The sequence below is a fragment of the Tistrella mobilis KA081020-065 genome (genome assembly GCF_000264455.2).
Classification (GTDB): Bacteria; Pseudomonadota; Alphaproteobacteria; order Tistrellales; family Tistrellaceae; genus Tistrella; species Tistrella mobilis.
Genome location: NC_017956.1, coordinates 3,328,179 through 3,345,449, shown reverse-complemented (window position 1 = coordinate 3,345,449; position 17,271 = coordinate 3,328,179). Strand labels below are relative to the sequence as shown.

Below are 17,271 nucleotides of genomic sequence, written 5' to 3'. Positions count from 1 at the left end.
CGATGGAGAGGCCTGCATGACCGTCACCACCCCGCTCCGTGTCTGTGTCGCCGGTGTCACCGGCTGGACCGGCGGCGAGATCGCCCGCGCGGTCGCCGTTGCCGCCGATCTCGACCTCGTCGGCGGCATCGCCCGCTCCGCCGCCGGCCGCAGGCTGGACGAACTGGTGCCGGGGGCCCTGCCCGGGGTGGAGGTCGCGGCGGATGTCGAAACGGTCCTTGCCGCAGGCGGGATCGACGTTCTGGTCGACTACACCCATCCATCGGCCGTCGCCGGCCATGCCGAGGCGGCGCTGGCACGGGGTGTCCATGTGGTGATCGGCACCTCTGGCCTGGATGCGGCGGCCTATGAGCGGATCGCCGCCGCGGCGACGGCCGCCGGCCGCGGCGTGGTTGCCAGCGGCAATTTCGCCATCACCGCGGCGCTCGCCACCCGCTTCTCGCTGATCGCCGCCCGTTATATCCCGCATGTGGAGGTGGTGGAGATCGCAGGTCCCGCCAAGCCGGATGCCCCGTCGGGTACCGCGCGGGAACTGGCCGAGCGGCTGGGACGGGTTGCGCGGCCCGAGATGCCCCAGGGCACCGTGCCGGTGGCCCCCGGCAAGGTGCTGGGCGATCCGGCGCTGCGCGGCGGCACGATCGGCGGGGTTCAGGTGCATTCATTGCGCCTGCCCAGCTATGCCGCCTCGATCGATGCCCATTTCGCCGTCGCCGGCGCGCGGCTGGTGATCTCTCACGATGCCGGCAAGGATGCCAAGGCCTATGTCGACGGGACCCTGCTCGCGATCCGCAAGGTGGCTGGGGTGACCGGGCTGGTGCGTGGCCTCGATGTGCTGCTCTTCGGTCCAGATGACGCGGCGGCGGGGGCGCCGGCATGACCGCGAAGACCGAAATCGGCGGGGCCGAGCGCAGCATCCCCCTCGACCGGGCGATCCGGCACGGCACCTTCATCCTGATCACCCTCGCCACCCTGCTGTGTCTGATCCTGGGGGTTACGGTCGAGGCGGAGCTCCTGTGGGCGCTGGTGGTGCTGGTCCCGCTGGTGGTGCTCGGCATCGTCGATCTCGGCCAGGATCGGCATGCGATCCGCCGGAATTATCCGGTGGTCGGTCATCTGCGCTGGGCGTTCGAGGCGCTCCGGCCCTATCTGCGCCAGTACATCGTGGAAGACGATCTGGAAGGTCGTCCCTATGACCGGCTTGCCCGCAGCCTGGTCTACGAGCGCGCCAAGGGTGACGAGGACGCCCAGCCGCTCGGCACCCAGCTCGACGTCTACGCCCCCCGCTACGAGGCGATCGTGCACTCCATCGCCCCCCACCCGGTCGCGACGGAACCCTTCCGCGTGAAGGTGGGCGGGCCGCAATGCACGAAGCCCTATCACGCCCAGGTGCTTAATATCTCGGCCATGAGCTTCGGCTCGCTCAGCGCGCGTGCGATCGAGGCCCTGAACCTGGGCGCTGCCCGCGGCGGCTTCTATCACGACACCGGCGAGGGCGGGCTCAGCCCCTATCACCGCATGCATGGCGGCGATCTGGTCTGGGAGCTGGGGTCGGGTTATTTCGGCTGCCGTGACGAACATGGCCGCTTCGATCCCGACCTCTTTGCCGAGACCGCCCGGCTCGATCAGGTGAAGATGATCGAAATCAAGCTGAGCCAGGGCGCCAAGCCCGGCCATGGCGGCATGCTGCCCGGGCCGAAGGTGACGGCCGAAATCGCTGCCACCCGCAAGGTGCCGGAAGGCGTCGACTGCATCTCGCCAGCGCGGCATTCCGCCTTCGACGACCCCGAAGGCATGATGCATTTCGTGGCCCGGCTGCGGGAGCTGTCGGGCGGCAAGCCGGTGGGGATCAAGCTCTGTGTCGGCCAGCCGCACGAGGTCTTCGCCATCGTCAAGGCGATGCGCAGCACCGGCATTCTGCTCGATTTCATCGTGGTCGACGGCGCCGAAGGCGGGACCGGCGCGGCGCCGCGGGAATTCTCGGACCATCTGGGCCTGCCGCTGCGCGAAGGGCTGGTGCTGGTGCGCAATGCCCTGGTCGGTGCGGCCCTGCATCCGCATGTGCGCATCGGCGCCGCCGGCAAGATGGTCAGCGCCTTCGACATCGCCGCGGCGCTTGCGACCGGTGCCGACTGGTGCAACGCCGCCCGGGCCTTCATGTTCTCGATCGGCTGCGTGCAGTCGGTGAAGTGCCACACCGGGCGCTGCCCGACCGGCGTTGCGACCCAGGATCCGGATCGTCAGAAAGGGCTGGTGGTCGAGGACAAGGCCGAGCGGGTGCGCCGCTTCCAGTCGCGCACGGTGCATGCCCTGGCGGAACTGGTCGCCGCGGCCGGGCTGGACCATCCTTCCGACCTGGAACCGCGCCATCTGCTGCACCGGCGTTCCCCCAACGAGATCGTGCCGATGGACCGGCTTTATCCCTTCCTGACCCCCGGTGCGCTGATCGATGCGCCGGATGCCACACCCTATGCCTCGGACTGGGCGGCGGCGGATCCTGCGAGTTTTGCGCCGCGCCGCGCCGCCTGAAGCGGGACGGCATCAGCCGGCGGCGAGCCTGTCCAGGATCGCCGCCACCAGCACCGCCGGGGCGTCGGTCTGCACCAGATGGCCGGCACCCGCGATGCCGGTGAAGCCGCAGCCGATGGCCCGGGCCAGATCGCGCCCCTGCGCAGCCGGCAGCCAGCGATCCTCCAGCCCCCACAGCACTTGGGCCGGGCAGCGCAGACGGCTCAGATGCGGCACGGCCTCGTCGGTCGCGGCCGGATCCATCTGCGCGATCTGGGCATAGAAGGCCCGGCGGCCATCGGCATCTCCCCAGGCATCCAGGATGTCGGCCAGGATGTCGTCCGGGATCGGCCGGTGAGCGGCCTCCGCCACATAGGCCGCCACCAGCGCCCGGTGCAGATGATCGGGCAGGCCGGCGAAGGCCGCCTCATGGTCGCGGACATGGGTGACGAAGGGGGAGCCCCAGGGCCGGAGCATCACCGCATCGGCCAGGATCAGCCCCGCCATCTCCAGCCCGCGGAGCAGATGGGCGCGGAGCGCGGTCGCACCGCCGAAGTCATGGGCGACGACCAGCGGCGGTCCGTCGAGGGTCAGATGGGCCACCCAGTCGGCCAGGATCCGGTCCTGCACATGGAGCGAGACATCCGATCCGGCGGGCACCCGCGACTGGCCATAGCCGGCCAGATCGAGCAGATGCACCCGGGCCCGCGGTGCGAGTGCTGCGGCGACCGGTGCCCAGACCGCTGCGTTGAACGGGGTGCCGTGGATGAGGACGAGATCCGGCCCGGTCTCTCCGAAACGGTCCCAGGCGATGGTGCCGGCGGGATGGTCGAAGCGACGGCAGAGCGGCAGGTTGTGACGCATGATCGGCCTCCGGTCGAAGATGGGAATGCCCCAGCCAACCATGGTGACTGCCGGTGCGGCCAATTCAATGGCCTGATCCGATGATGACCGATGCTGATCTTCAGCCGCCGCAGAAGCCGAGCATCGTGGCCAGCCAGCATTCCACCCGGCGGCGGTTGGTGCCCATGTCCCAGCGGCCGATGCGGGATCGCGACAGGATCACCGGTGCTGCCGCGATGCGGCCGTCTGGCATCGGCACCGGCATGGCCCAGAGCGAGATGTCGTCGGTGAAGCGGCAGAACCGTGTGCGCTGGATGGCGTCGATCCGGTAAAGCGTGGTATCGGCGGCCAGGATGCGGCTGCGCGGCTGCGCCCGCACGCAGCGCGCCATGGCGGCGAGCAGACGGTCGGGCCCCGCCTGAAGCGGCCCGGTCGGGATGTGCGGTCGCACGCGGAGCGTGCCCTCGGGGGCGGCCAGGCACCAGCCGGGCTTGCGGTCGCCGCTGAAGGCCGGGAGGTCGAACAGCTCGGGCGCGAGCGAACTATCGTCCAGAGGCATCGGAGGTAGGCTCCTCGGGTGGCTTGCCCCGCGGTCTCAGGAGAAAGGCATCTCCTGGCGCCGCTGGCGCAGCCAGTCGACGTAATGATCGATGAAGGCACGGACCTTTGCCGACAGATGCCGGTTATGTGGATATACCGCGTAGATATCGACGGGGGGCGGTGCGAATTCCGTGAGCACTGCTTCAAGACGCCCCGCGGCGACATCCGTGCCGATGATGAAGGCGGGCAGGCGGGCGACGCCGGTACCGGCAAGGGCGGCGTCGCACAGGATCTGGCCGTTATTGGCGTTCAGGGTTCCTGAGATCCGGACGGCGAGGGTCTCGCCGCCGTCGGCAGCGCGGAAGCGCCATTCGTTGCGGGTGGAGAGATAGGCATATTCCAGGCAGTTGTGCCGGGAGAGATCGCGCGGATGGCGGGGCCGGCCATGGGCGTTCCAATAGGCCGGGGTGGCGACGATCATCGTCCGGCTTTCCGCCAGCTTGCGGGCGATCAGGCTGCTGTCGGCCAGATTGCCGATGCGGACCACCAGGTCATAGCCTTCCTCGACCACATCGACGAAACGGTCGTCGAGCGAGACCTCGACCCGGACATGGGGGTGGGCTTCCATGAAGCCGGGCAGGCAGGGGGCCAGATGCAGCAGGCCGAAGGACATCGGCGCATTGATGCGCAGTGTGCCGCGCGGCTCGTCCTGCAGGCGGCCGACCTCCAGATCCGCCTCCTCCGCCTCGCGCAGGATGCGGGCGCAATGGCGATAATAGACCTCGCCCATCTCGGTGAGGCTGAGCCGGCGGGTGGTGCGGTTCAGCAGCCGCGCACCCAGCCTGTCCTCCAGCCGGCCGATATGCTTGGAGACGGCGGATTTCGACAGGCCCAGCGTCCGGGCGGCGGACGAGAAGCTCTGCGCCTCCACCACCCGCGCAAAGACCGCCATGCTGGTCAGATGGTCCATGCCGCCCTCATCGCGCACCGTTTCCCTCAGGCTGACAATTCATTTCCATTGTTGCCGGTGGTGCGCAAAACCGCCAGTGCTACATTTGAGGGGACGACGGGGGCGGGGCCTCCTGCAGGCCACCCCCGACATCCTCATCAACCGGGAATGACGGCGATGACCAAGGTTCTGGTTCTCTACTACAGCACGTATGGCCACATCGAGACCATGGCCGGCGCCGTGGCCGCCGGCGCCGCCGAGGTGGACGGAGTCGAGGTGACCGTGAAGCGGGTGCCCGAGCTGATGCCGCGAGACGTGGCAGAAAAGGCCGGTGCCAAGCTCGATCAGGCGGCCGAAGTGGCCTCTCCCGCCGAGCTCGCGGATTACGACGCGATCATCTTCGGCGCGCCGACCCGTTTCGGCAATGTCGCCTCGCAGATGCGCAATTTCCTCGACCAGACCGGCGGCCTCTGGGCCCAGGGCAAGCTGCTCGGCAAGGTCGGCAGCGTGTTCGTGTCGACCGGTACCGGTGGCGGCAACGAATCGACCGCGCTGACGCTGTGGCCGACGCTTGCCCATCACGGCATGGTCATCGTCGGCCTGCCCTATGCGGTGGCGCCCGAGCTGGCCGATATCTCGGAAGTGAGGGGTGGCAGCCCCTATGGCGCCGGCACCATCGCCGGCCCCGACGGCAGCCGGACGCCGAGCGAAAAGGAACTCTCCACCGCCCGCGCCCAGGGCCGCCACGTCGCCGGCATCGCGAAGAAGCTGGCCGCCGGCTGATGCCTGCCTGACCGTTGCGCCGCCGCCTGTGCCGTTCCGCAGGCGGCGGTTCCTTCAACCTTCAGCCATCCCCGGGGAGACCGCTCATGGGCGTGATGATCGACGGCGTCTGGCACGACCGCTGGTACGACACCGCAAAGACCGGCGGCCGCTTCGAACGCGAAGCCAGCCGTTTCCGCGACCGGCTTGCGACCGAACCCGGTGGCGAGGGCCTGCCGGCCGAGCCCGGGCGCTACCATCTTTATGTCTCGCTCGCCTGTCCCTGGGCGCATCGCACGCTGATCTGGCGGCGGCTGAAGCGGCTGGAGGGGGCGATTTCGGTGAGCGTGGTCGACCCGCGCATGGGCGGTGCCGGCTGGACCTTCGGCGCGCCCGCCGAAGCGGGCGACGAGGCCGTCCCTTTTGCCGGTGCCACCGGCGATGCGCTGTTCGGCAACCGGGCCCTGCACGAGGTCTATGCCCGCGCCAATCCCGACTACAGCGGCCGGGTGACCGTGCCGGTGCTCTGGGACAAGCTGCGCGGGACCATCGTCAACAACGAAAGCGCCGAGATCGTGCGCATGTTCGACCGCGCCTTCGACCATCTGGCGCCCAAACATGGCAATCCCGGCCTGATCCTCTGCCCGGACGAGCTGCGCGACGAGATCGACGCGGTCAATGCCGATGTCTATGACCGGATCAACAACGGCGTCTACAAGGCGGGCTTCGCCACCACCCAGGCTGCCTATGAGGCGGCGGTGGTGCCTCTGTTCGAGGCGCTGGATCGCATGGAAGCCCGGCTGGCCGACGGGCAGGGCTGGCTGGTCGGCGGCCGGATGACCGAGGCGGATCTGCGCCTGTTCACCACGCTGGTGCGCTTCGACCCGGTCTATCACGGGCATTTCAAGTGCAACCTGCGCCGCATCGCCGATTATCCGATGCTGACCGCGCTCACCGCCCGGCTGCTGGCGGTGCCGGCGATCCGCGAGACGGTCGACGATGCCCATATCCGCTGGCACTATTACTGGAGCCATACGACCATCAACCCGACCCGGGTGGTGCCCCTCGGCCCGGCGGAGCCGCCGCGCCTCGATCCGTCATGGCCCGCGCCTGCGCTCGACTGAGCGCCATCTCCCCGGCATCCCGCTTTCGTTGCATCGCACAACCGGTGCGCCCATCCGGTATACCAACATGAAGCGCCGGCGTGTGTTGCAGCGGCGTTGACGCTCCCCGGAAAGCTGGCATAGGCTTTCGGAAATCCGCGGGCAGGAGGAGGGCCGAGGAGCCCGGCATCTTGGGGGAGATGCCGCCGACGCCCTGGTCCCGCGGGACGATTTCCGGAGGGAGACTTCATGAATAAGGCTCTGATGGGCGCGGTTGCCGCCGCGGCCCTGCTCGGCGCGGTCGGCGCTGCCGAAGCCAAGACGATGGTTTACTGCTCGGAGGGCAGCCCCGAGGGCTTCAACCCGCAGCTGTTCACGACCGGCACGACCTTCGATGCCAGCTCGCGCAATGTCTACAACCGGCTGGTCGAGTTCGAGCGCGGCACCACGACCGTGCAGCCCGGCCTGGCCGAGCGCTACGAGGTGTCGGATGACGGCCTGACCTACACCTTCCATCTGCGCAAGGGCGTGAAGTTCCAGACCACCAAGAGCTTCACACCCAGCCGCGACTTCAACGCCGACGACGTCGTGTTCAGCTTCATGCGCCAGCTGGACCCGAACCACCCGTACAACAAGGTGTCGGGCGGCACCTACGAATACTTCCAGGGCATGAGCATGCCCTCGCTGCTGAAGGCGGTGGAGAAGGTGGACGACCACACGGTCCGCTTCGTGCTCAACCGTCCGGAAGCGCCGTTCATCGCCAATATCGCGATGGATTTCGCCTCGATCCTGTCGGCCGAATACGCCGATCAGATGATGAAGGCCGGCACGCCCGAGAAGGTCGATCTGGAGCCGGTCGGCACCGGCCCGTATCAGCTGGTGAACTACCAGAAGGATGCGGTGATCCGCTACAAGGCGCATCCCGACTACTGGCGCGGCAAGAGCAGCCTCGACACGCTGGTCTTCTCGATCACGCCCGATGCCTCGGTCCGCTACGCCAAGATCCAGGCGGGCGAGTGCCATGTGATGCCCTATCCGAACCCGGCCGATCTTGCGAAGATGAAGGAAGACCCGAAGGTCAACCTGATGTCGCAGGAAGGCCTGAACATCGGCTATCTGGCCTTCAACGTCCGCAAGAAGCCCTTCGACGACGTGAAGGTGCGCCAGGCGCTGAACATGGCGGTCAACAAGGCCGCGATCATCGACGCGATCTATCAGGGCGCCGGCAAGGCCGCCAAGAACCCGATCCCGCCGACCATCTGGTCGTATAACGACAAGGTCGAGGACTACGCCTACGACCCCGAGAAGGCCAAGGCCCTGCTGAAGGAGGCCGGTTTCGAGAACGGGTTCGAGACCGACATCTGGGCGATGCCCGTGCAGCGACCCTACAACCCCAATGCCCGCCGTATGGCCGAGATGATCCAGGCCGACTGGGCGGCCGTGGGGGTGAAGGCTCAGATCGTGTCCTATGAATGGGGCGAGTATCTGAAGCGCGCCCAGGCCGGTGAGCATCAGACCCTGCTGCTCGGCTGGACGGGCGACAATGGCGACCCCGACAACTTCCTGGCGGTGCTGCTGGGCTGCGATGCGGCCAATGGCGGCTCCAACTATGCCGGCTGGTGCTACAAGCCCTTCGACGACCTGATCATGAAGGCCAAGACGGTCTCGGGCCAGGCGGAGCGCACGAAGCTCTATGAAGAGGCCCAGGTGATCTTCAAGGAGCAGGCCCCCTGGGTGACCATCGCCCATTCGGTGGTCTATCAGCCGATCCGTCCCGAGGTCACTGACTGGAAGATCGACCCGCTCGGCGGTCACTACTTCTACGGCCCGGGCCTCAAGGACTGAGGCGCGCGCTGGCGCCATCTGCGGCGGCCGGCCGGAGGTGCGGGGGCTCCCCACACCGTCGGCCGGCCTCGGTGCATCCCAACTCCCCCGTCCATGTGCCATCCCGTGTCCGCGGATGATGCCGGCCGCGCCGCAGCTGCGGTCGCCGTCAGATGTTCGCTTTCGTGTTCCGACGTCTGGGGCTGGTCGTGCCGACCTTCCTCGGCGTCACCCTCTTCGCCTTCGTCCTCATCCGGCTGATCCCGGGCGATCCGGTCGCCCTGCTGGCGGGCGAACGCGGCCTCACCCCCGAACGCCATGCCCAGATGCTGGCCCAGCTCGGCCTCGACCGGCCGATGGTGGAGCAGTATTTCAGCTATCTGTGGTCGCTCGCCCAGGGTGATTTCGGCCGCTCCCTCGTCACCCGCTCGCCGGTGCTGAACGACTTCCTCACCCTGTTTCCGGCCACGCTGGAACTCAGTTTCGCCGCGATGATCTTCGCGGTCGCGATCGGCCTGCCCGCCGGCATTCTGGCCGCGGTTCGGCGCGGTTCGGCGCTCGACCATACGGTCATGGCCGGGGCGCTCACCGGCTATTCGATGCCGATCTTCTGGTGGGGGCTGCTGCTGATCATGCTGTTCTCGGTGACGCTCGGCTGGACGCCGGTGTCGGGCCGGATCAGCGTGATGTACTACGTGGAGCCGGTGACCGGTTTCATGCTGATCGACACCCTGCTCTCGGACGAGCCGGAGGCCTTCTGGTCGGCGCTGCATCATCTGGTGCTGCCGGCCATCGTGCTCGGCACCATTCCGCTCGCCGTCATCGCGCGCATGACCCGCTCGTCGATGCTCGAGGTGCTGGGCGAGGACTATGTCCGCACCGCCCGTGCCAAGGGGCTGAACCCGACCCGGGTGGTGCTGGTCCATGCGCTCAGAAACGCGCTCATTCCGGTGATCACGGTGATCGGTCTGCAGGTCGGCCTGCTGCTTGCCGGCGCGATCCTGACCGAGACCATCTTCGCCTGGCCGGGCATCGGCAAATGGCTGATCGAATCGATCGGCCGGCGCGACTACCCGTCGGTTCAGGGCGGCATCCTGCTGGTCTCCTGCGTGGTGATCGCCGTCAACCTGATCGTCGACCTGCTTTACGGCATCATCAATCCGCGGATCCGACATGCACGCTGATCTCTGCTGCCGCATGTCCATTGCGACCAGACCCCCTGCGGTCATGGTCTTTGCCATAGCGGCCCGGGACCGCGGTTGCCGATGAGCACCGCCACCCCGTCAACCACGGCGCCGACGCCCCCTGGCGCGCTCGCCGCCTTCTGGTCCGATTTCAGGCGCAACCCCGGTGCCGTCGCCGGGCTGGTGGTGATCGTGATCATCACCCTGCTCGCGGTCTTCGCCGATGTCGTGGCGCCCCATGACCCGTCGGCGCAGTTCCGTGATGCCCTGCTGGTGCCGCCGGCCTTCGCCGATGGCGGCAGCTGGAGCTTCCCGCTCGGCACCGACGATGTCGGCCGCGACATGCTCTCGCGGCTGATCCACGGCGCCAGGCTCAGCCTGCTGATCGGCGTCATCGTCGTCACCCTGTCGCTGGCGGCGGGCATTCTGCTCGGCCTGCTCGCCGGCTATTTCGGCGGGGTGGTCGACACGGTGATCATGCGGCTGATGGACATCATGCTGGCCCTGCCCAGCCTGCTGCTCGCCATCGCGATCGTCGCCATTCTGGGCCCCGGCCTCGCCAATGCCATGTTCGCGATCGCGATCGTGGTGCTGCCCCATTATGTCCGCCTCACCCGTGCGGCGGCGATGGGTGAGGTGAACAAGGAATATGTCACCGCCTCGCGCCTGGCGGGCGCGGGGCCGCTGCGGCTGATGTTCAGCGCCATCCTGCCCAATTGCATGGCGCCGTTGATCGTGCAGGCGACGCTCGGCTTTTCGACCGCGATCCTGGATGCGGCGGCGCTCGGCTTCCTGGGTCTCGGTGCCCAGCCGCCGACCCCGGAATGGGGCACCATGCTGGCCGGCGTGCTGCAATACATCCAGCGCGCCTGGTGGGTGGTCACCCTGCCGGGCCTTGCGATCCTCATCACCGTGCTCGCCTTCAATCTGCTGGGCGATGGCCTGCGCGACGCCCTCGATCCCAGGATGAAACGCTGATGGCCCTGCTCGATATCGACGGCCTGACCGTTACCTTCGGCACGGGCGATCGTGCCTTCCGGGCGGTGGACGGCGTCTCGCTCTCGGTGGATGCGGGCGAGGTGCTGGGCATCGTCGGCGAAAGCGGGTCGGGCAAGAGCGTCAGCTCGCTCGCGGTCATGGGGCTGCTGCCGCCGACCGCCCGGGTGGAGGCGCAGCGGCTGACCTTTGCCGGCACCGACCTGCTGTCGCTGTCGGGACGTGCCCGCCGCCGGCTCACCGGCAAGGATGTGGCGATGGTCTTCCAGGACCCGCTGACCAGCCTCAACCCCTGCTACACGATCGGCTTCCAGATCATCGAGGCGTTAAAGGTGCACGAAGGCGGCAGCCGCCGGCAGCTGCGCGAACGCGCCGTCGACCTGCTGGACCAGGTGGGCATTCCCGACCCCAGAGCGCGGATCGATTCTTACCCCCACCAGCTTTCGGGCGGCATGAACCAGCGCGTGGTAATCGCCATGGCGATCGCCTGCAACCCAAGGTTGCTGATCGCCGACGAGCCGACCACGGCACTCGACGTCACCATTCAGGCGCAGATCCTGGATTTGCTGTTGGGGCTGCAGCGCGACCGGGGCATGGCCCTGATCCTGATCACCCATGACCTGGCCGTGGTGGCGGAAACCGCAAAACGGGTGGCGGTGATGTATGCGGGGCAGGTGGTGGAAACGGGGCAGGTGCCCGGGATCTTCCGCCATCCCCGCCATCCCTACACCGCCGCCCTGCTGGAGGCTCTGCCGGAGCGGGCGGCGGGCAAGCGCCGGCTGAATGCGATCCCGGGCGTCGTGCCGGGCCAGTATGACCGCCCGCCGGGCTGCCTGCTGGAGCCGCGCTGCCCCCATGCCGTGCCGCATTGCCGGGCGGTGCAGCCGTCGCTCAGGCCCTGGGGGCCGGATGCGGCGGTGCGCTGCCACACGCCGCTCGACGATGCCGGCCGGCCAAGTCCGGCGGAGGAGATGGCCCATGGCTGAGCCGATCGCACCGATCCTGGTGTCGGAGGATCTGACCCGCCATTACGAGGTGCCGCGGGGCTTCCTCAAGGGCCCGGCCGTGCTCAAGGCGCTGGACGGGGTCAGCTTCGAGGTGGCGCCCGGTCGGACACTGGCGGTGGTCGGCGAAAGCGGCTGCGGCAAGTCGACCCTTGCCCGTCAGCTGGTGATGATCGAAAAGCCGACCGCGGGCCGGCTGGTCATCGACGGTGCCGATGTGGCGGGTGCGGATGCCGCCACCCTGCGCCGGCTGCGCCGGCGGGTGCAGATGGTGTTCCAGAACCCCTATGCCTCGCTCAACCCGCGCAAGACCGTGGCTCAGACGCTGGAGGAACCGCTTGCCATCAACACCGATCTCGACCGCGCGGCGCGGCGGGAGAGGGTGGCGGCGATGATGGCCAGGGTCGGGCTCCGGCCGGAACAGGCGGGGCGCTACCCGCACATGTTCTCGGGCGGCCAGCGTCAGCGCGTCGCCATCGCCCGGGCGCTGATGCTCGATCCGGCGGTGGTGGTGGCGGACGAGCCGGTCTCGGCGCTCGACGTGTCGATCCAGGCCCAGGTGCTGAACCTGCTGATCGATCTGCAGCAGGAATTCGGCGTCGCCTATGTTTTCATCAGCCATGATCTGTCGGTGGTGCGCCACATTGCCGACGAGGTGATGGTGATGTATCTGGGCCGCGCCGTGGAGCAGGCGGACAAGGACGTCCTGTTCGACGCGCCGGCGCACCCCTATACCCGCGCCCTGCTTGCCGCCACGCCGCGCATCGACCCGGATGAGCGGGCGGTGCGCCAGCCGATCGGCGGCGAGCTGCCGTCGCCCCTGGCGCCGCCGCCGGGCTGCACCTTCCATCGCCGCTGCCCGTTCGCCATCGACCGCTGCAAGACCGAGCGGCCGGAGCTTCGGCCGGTAGGGCCGCGACGGGTCGCCTGTCATCGTGCCGAGGAGGTGCTGGCTCAGCCCTGACCCTCGCCGGATGACGCATGCCCCGGGCCGGTCGTGACATCATCCTGTCACGGCCGGCCCACCCTTTGCCGCAGCCTGCCCATCGACCGCCATTGACAGGACATCTCACGGCCACTGGCGGGACCGCCGGGAATTGTCTAAACTCCGATCATTCCAGGCGTTTCCGTCCCGCATAGTCTGTTCCGCCGATGCCTGGACCGTCCCTTATCCGCTGATCCACCCTCGGGAGCCTCTGGCCGCCCATGTCCGCGCTCGACGCCATCCGCCGTATCGAGACGGCCCGCCCGGTTCCGGGCTGGGGCGGTTCGACCGCGCGCAGCACGGCGGTGGGCGACGGCTGGCAGGATGAAATCCGCCGCGTCGATCCCTCGGGCACCGGCGGCGAGGATGGCGGCAGTGCCTTCGAACAGGCACTGGCGCGCGACCAGCAGAACCAGGAACAGCAGCGGGGATCCGGCTTCGGGCAGCGGTTTTCTGCCGGCACGCTTTCCACTCTGATCGCACTTCAGGCCGATCCCGGCTTCACGGCGCGCAGCTACAGCCCCGCCGACGTCACCGGCCCGTCCCGCGCAGCCGCGCGCTACGAGGCCACGGCCAATTCAACCGTCCTCGACGATACGGCCGGGGCCGGTGATGGCGGCATGGCCACGGCGCGGGGCGCGGGAAGTCTGTTCGGGCTGTTTCAGAATTTCGTCACCAATCGCCCCGAGGCATCTTCGGTGATTGCCGCTTATCGCGCGGTTCAGTCGGTACGCGCCGACGATCTGGGGCGGCAACTGGCCGTCACCCGATTCGGCTGATCAGGGCATGTCGTCGGCGTCCGGAAAATCATAGACGAGATCCGGGCGCAGCTCCCGCATGCGGCGGGCAAGCTCCTGCGCCGGCGTCGTTCCGGCCCATGCCAGCCGGTTGGCCACTGCCACATGGTCGGCGTCGGTCTTGTGCTGGTTGAGCTTGGACTGCCCCTCGATCCGATCGACGATCACCTCGACGACCCGGATACCGTCGAGCATGGCCTGGCGCTTCTGCGGCTCCATCGTCTCCAGGCTCCAGGCCGGTTTGGGCAGTCGTGCTTCGGCTACGGCGAGAAGGGCATCGCCATGGCCGCGATTGTCGTCCACCGGCTGCAGCCGCGCCCGGCCCGACAGATGCACCGCCTCGTAGAGCCAGGTCGAGACCTGGTCTTCCGAGACATACCAGTCGTTGGAGACATAGGCGTCCGGCCCGGCAACCGCGATCAGGAAACGGGCGCCGGCCGCCGCCTGCGCCACCAGCGGATTGCCGGCGGTCAGGTGGAACTGCACCACGGTCTGATCGGGGTCGCGCCGGATGATGAAGGGGATGTGCGACCCCAGCGGATCGCCGCCATCGGCCGCGACCGCCAGACCGAAGCCGCGCCGGGCGGCGAAGTCCAGGGCGGCATCATCCTCCATGCGGAAGGGCGGACGCAGGATGTGCATGATCTCCACTCCCTCGTGCCCCGTCTGCTTCTGCGGCCGGTTTCGGGCCGGGCGGGGGCTGTCCTTCCTGGGTAGCACGAGCCCGCGCGATCCGCACGAAAAAGGCCGGCCTCACCAATGGGAGGCCGGCCTTCCGGCAGAGTGTCCGGTGCGGCCAGTCAGACCAGCAGCCGGTCAGACCAGCAGTTCGGCGATCTGCACCGTGTTGAGGGCGGCGCCCTTCAGCAGCTGGTCGCCGCAGACGAAGAAGTCGAGACCGGTTTCGCCGAAGACCAGGCTCTCGCGGATCCGGCCGACTTCCACGTCATACTTCGACGAGGCGGTCAGCGGCATCGGGTAGAGCTTGTTCGCCGGATCATCGGCCAGCGTGACGCCCTGGGCCTTGGCCAGAACCTCGCGCGCCGCCGCCGGGGTGACCGGGTGCCGCGTCTCGATGGTCACCGCTTCGGCATGGGCGCGCATGGTCGGCACGCGCACGGCCGTGCAGCTCAGCAGCACCTCGGGCGCTTCCATGATCTTCCGCGTCTCCCAGAGGACCTTCATCTCCTCGCGGGTGTAGCCATTGTCCTGGAAGCTGTCGATATGCGGGATCAGGTTGAAGGCCAGCGGATGGGCGAACTTCGACGCCGTCACCGGCTCACCCGCCAGATACTGGCGCGCGCCCTGTTCCAGCTCGGTCATGCCCTCGGCGCCGGCGCCGCTCGCCGCCTGATAGGTCGAGACGATGGCGCGCTTCACGCCGAAAGCCTCGTGCAGGGGGGCGAGCGCCATCAGCAGGATCGCCGTGGTGCAGTTCGGATTGGCGATCAGCTTCTGCCCCAGCGCGCGGCGGCCGTTGATCTCGGGCACCACCAGCGGCACCGCATCGTCGTAGCGGAAGGCCGAGGAGTTGTCGATCACCACCGCACCGCCTTCGGCGGCGATCTGCGGCGCATATTCCTTGGCGAAATCACCCGAAACCGCCAGGAACACGATGTCCATGCCCCGCGCCGCATCCACCGAGAACGGCTCGATGGTGATGGTGCCGAACGCGGTTTCGGTGGTTTTGCCGGCGCTCCGCTCGGAGGCGAAGAGATGAAGCTCGGTCACGGGGAAACCACGGTCCTTCAGGACCTGGATCGTCTCCTGACCGACCGCGCCGGTGGCGCCGACGATACCGATCCGCATGGGGCTGTTCCTTGGAGGCAGAGAGGTTGATGAGCGCAGGACGGAGATATGGCACAGAGTCCCCCGTCTGCAAGCGCGGCGCACGCTAACAGCTTGGATGGCCACACGCAATGCCCGCCGGCATACCGGCGGGCTCGGTTGAAAACTTCTCGGGCGCCTGCCCCTCGGCCGCAGGTTCAGTAGCCGAGCGCGCAACCGTCCTTGCGGGAGTCCGAGCCGGCGATCAGCACGCCCCGGTCCCAATCGATCAGGATCGCCTGGGCGCCGCCCAAAGGCTGTTCTGCCGCCCTTACCCGGTGACCCAGACCGATCAACCGCGGCATCAGCGCGGAATCGGCGCCGGTTTCCACCTCCAGTACCCCATTCATTGCCATGGAGCGGGGCAGATCGATCGCGGCCTGCGGATCCAGGCCATGATCGATGATCCGGGAGAGCAGGGTGGCATGGCCGATGGCCTGGTAGTGCCCGCCCATCACCCCGAAACTCATGACCGGCCGGCGGCCATCGCCGGTCATGCCGGCGACCAGGGTGTGCGGCGGCCGCAGACCCGGACGGTAGTGCCCGGGCATCCCCGGCGCCAGGCGGAATCCGGTGCCCCGACTGTTGAACAGCACGCCCGATCGGGGGCAGGTGATACCGCTGCCGAAGGCATGGAAGATCGAGTTGACCATCGACACCGCCGTCTGGTCGCGATCGACGACGCTGACATAGACCGTATCACCGCTTCCTCCCGGCCGGCCGGGTGTTGCCTCTGCCCTGCCTCCTGCGGCAATGCTGGCGGAAGCGAGGCGTGCGCCATCCATGATCTGCGCGAGCCCGCCATCAGGGGCGCCGTGATCATCGGCCGGGTCGGCAAGGAAGCGGTCGCGCAGGGCGATGCCGGCCTCCGATGCCCGCGCGATCAGGTCGTGGAAGGCGGCACTGTCCGGACCGAGGGCGGCGACATCGGCCGGCTCCATCATCGCCAGCATGGCAAGTGCAATGATCCCCTGGCTGTTGGGAGGGTTTTCGAAGACCGTCGTGCCCCGATAGGTGGCGGTGGAGGGGGAGACATAGCTGCCGGCATGCCCGGCCAAGTCCTGAAGATCATGCGGTCCACCCAGGCCCTTGAGTGTGGCGACCATGTCTTCAGCCACCCAGCCCTCGTAGAAACCGCGGGCACCGTCCTTGGCGATCGCAGAGAGGGTTCTGCACATCTGGGTCTGGGGCATGCGGGTGCCGGCTGCGGGTGCGCGTGCGCCGGCAAGGAAGCTTTGTGCCGTGACATCGTTCGCCTGCAGAAGATCGACATGGCGTGCCCAGTCGGCGGCCACCCGCGGAGCGACCGGGGCTCCCGCCCGGGCAAGGTCGATGGCGGGGGCCAGAATTCGGTCCAGACCCAGCCGGCCGTGATCGGTGGACAGACGGTCCCAGGCTTCCACGGCACCCGGAACTGTCACCGCCAGGGGGTGCGATTGCGGCACGGTCGCCGCCCCGCTATCGAGGAGCCGCTGTACGGCAGGTCCGGCGCCGGCAGCGGCACGACCGGTGCCATTGTAGCAGAGCGGGGCCACATCGCCGGCGCGCTGGATCAGCATCCAGCAATCGCCGCCGATACCGGTCATGTGCGGTTCCAGCAGCCCGAGCACCGCCACCGCGGCAATGGCTGCATCGACGGCATTGCCGCCGGCGCGGAGAGTTTCGACCGCAGTGAGAGTGGCGAGTGGGTGCGACGTGGCCGCCATTGCCTCGTTGGCATAGACGGCGGAGCGACCGGGGCGCTGGAAGTCACGCATCTGGCGGGCACGCATCTGGCGGGGGTCCTTCCGAAAAGATCGTGAAGCGCTGTCGATTGTGACACGAATGCGCGCCCTGCGCGAGGGGCGGTGCCGACCGGCACCGGCTGCATGGCCGCCAACCGTCCTCTGCGGGTTGTGCAATGCGGCAGAATGCCCCATCTTCAGGGCCGACACCGCCCCATCGCCCCGGCT

16 protein-coding genes are annotated in these 17,271 nt (G+C 68.3%); 10 read left to right on the top strand and 6 right to left on the bottom strand.

Annotated features, from left to right (window positions below):
- Positions 1 to 16 precede the first annotated feature (16 nt).
- Positions 17 to 877 (top strand): 4-hydroxy-tetrahydrodipicolinate reductase, encoded by an 861-nt coding sequence (gene dapB / locus TMO_RS15250; RefSeq protein ID WP_014746541.1) that lies wholly within the window; start codon positions 17 to 19, stop codon positions 875 to 877.
- On the top strand, positions 874 to 2,526 hold the full coding sequence (locus TMO_RS15245; protein WP_014746540.1) for an FMN-binding glutamate synthase family protein: 1,653 nt from the start codon (positions 874 to 876) through the stop codon (positions 2,524 to 2,526). Before dapB ends, TMO_RS15245 begins: the two co-directional genes overlap by 4 nt.
- 12 nt (positions 2,527 to 2,538) lie before the next feature.
- Here TMO_RS15245 and TMO_RS15240 read toward each other — a convergent pair whose 3' ends face one another.
- The 3 genes from TMO_RS15240 to TMO_RS15230 form a co-directional block, all read right to left on the bottom strand.
- Complete coding sequence (locus tag TMO_RS15240) at positions 2,539 to 3,369, bottom strand: alpha/beta fold hydrolase (protein ID WP_014746539.1); 831 nt, start codon at positions 3,367 to 3,369, stop codon at positions 2,539 to 2,541.
- Positions 3,370 to 3,469: 100 nt separating this feature from the next.
- Complete coding sequence (locus TMO_RS15235) at positions 3,470 to 3,907, bottom strand: DUF1499 domain-containing protein (protein ID WP_014746538.1); 438 nt, start codon at positions 3,905 to 3,907, stop codon at positions 3,470 to 3,472.
- Between the two features lie 36 nt (positions 3,908 to 3,943).
- Complete coding sequence (locus TMO_RS15230) at positions 3,944 to 4,858, bottom strand: LysR family transcriptional regulator (protein ID WP_014746537.1); 915 nt, start codon at positions 4,856 to 4,858, stop codon at positions 3,944 to 3,946.
- 156 nt (positions 4,859 to 5,014) lie between these two features.
- Here TMO_RS15230 and wrbA point away from each other — a divergent pair, with 156 nt between their 5' ends.
- The 8 genes from wrbA (at position 5,015) to TMO_RS15190 (ending at position 13,474) form a co-directional block, all read left to right on the top strand.
- The gene (gene wrbA, locus TMO_RS15225; protein ID WP_041606591.1) at positions 5,015 to 5,620 is read left to right on the top strand and encodes an NAD(P)H:quinone oxidoreductase; all 606 of its coding nucleotides are present in this window, start codon (positions 5,015 to 5,017) and stop codon (positions 5,618 to 5,620) included.
- 86 nt (positions 5,621 to 5,706) lie between these two features.
- Positions 5,707 to 6,723 (top strand): glutathione S-transferase family protein, encoded by a 1,017-nt coding sequence (locus TMO_RS15220; protein ID WP_014746535.1) that lies wholly within the window; start codon positions 5,707 to 5,709, stop codon positions 6,721 to 6,723.
- Positions 6,724 to 6,951: 228 nt separating this feature from the next.
- Positions 6,952 to 8,547, top strand: coding sequence for an ABC transporter substrate-binding protein (locus tag TMO_RS15215; protein WP_014746534.1), 1,596 nt, complete (start codon positions 6,952 to 6,954; stop codon positions 8,545 to 8,547).
- A 152-nt stretch (positions 8,548 to 8,699) separates the two neighbouring features.
- Positions 8,700 to 9,710 (top strand): ABC transporter permease subunit, encoded by a 1,011-nt coding sequence (locus tag TMO_RS15210; protein WP_014746533.1) that lies wholly within the window; start codon positions 8,700 to 8,702, stop codon positions 9,708 to 9,710.
- Between the two features lie 81 nt (positions 9,711 to 9,791).
- The gene (locus TMO_RS15205) at positions 9,792 to 10,688 is read left to right on the top strand and encodes an ABC transporter permease subunit (RefSeq protein WP_014746532.1); all 897 of its coding nucleotides are present in this window, start codon (positions 9,792 to 9,794) and stop codon (positions 10,686 to 10,688) included.
- Positions 10,688 to 11,692, top strand: a complete 1,005-nt coding sequence (locus TMO_RS15200) for an oligopeptide/dipeptide ABC transporter ATP-binding protein (protein WP_014746531.1) — start codon at positions 10,688 to 10,690, stop codon at positions 11,690 to 11,692. Before TMO_RS15205 ends, TMO_RS15200 begins: the two co-directional genes overlap by 1 nt.
- Positions 11,685 to 12,674: a dipeptide ABC transporter ATP-binding protein gene (locus tag TMO_RS15195; protein ID WP_014746530.1), complete on the top strand. Its 990-nt coding sequence runs from the start codon at positions 11,685 to 11,687 to the stop codon at positions 12,672 to 12,674. The genes TMO_RS15200 and TMO_RS15195 overlap by 8 nt, the downstream gene beginning before the upstream one ends.
- Before the next feature lie 242 nt (positions 12,675 to 12,916).
- The gene (locus tag TMO_RS15190; protein ID WP_014746529.1) at positions 12,917 to 13,474 is read left to right on the top strand and encodes a hypothetical protein; all 558 of its coding nucleotides are present in this window, start codon (positions 12,917 to 12,919) and stop codon (positions 13,472 to 13,474) included.
- Here TMO_RS15190 and TMO_RS15185 read toward each other — a convergent pair whose 3' ends face one another.
- The 3 genes from TMO_RS15185 to TMO_RS15175 form a co-directional block, all read right to left on the bottom strand.
- On the bottom strand, positions 13,475 to 14,134 hold the full coding sequence (locus TMO_RS15185; RefSeq protein ID WP_041606589.1) for an FMN-binding negative transcriptional regulator: 660 nt from the start codon (positions 14,132 to 14,134) through the stop codon (positions 13,475 to 13,477). It lies immediately after the preceding gene.
- A 174-nt stretch (positions 14,135 to 14,308) separates the two neighbouring features.
- On the bottom strand, positions 14,309 to 15,301 hold the full coding sequence (locus tag TMO_RS15180) for an aspartate-semialdehyde dehydrogenase (RefSeq protein ID WP_014746527.1): 993 nt from the start codon (positions 15,299 to 15,301) through the stop codon (positions 14,309 to 14,311).
- Positions 15,302 to 15,477: 176 nt separating this feature from the next.
- Entirely contained in the window at positions 15,478 to 17,091 is a 1,614-nt protein-coding gene (locus tag TMO_RS15175; RefSeq protein ID WP_228382236.1) for a gamma-glutamyltransferase family protein, read from the bottom strand.
- Positions 17,092 to 17,271 lie beyond the last annotated feature (180 nt).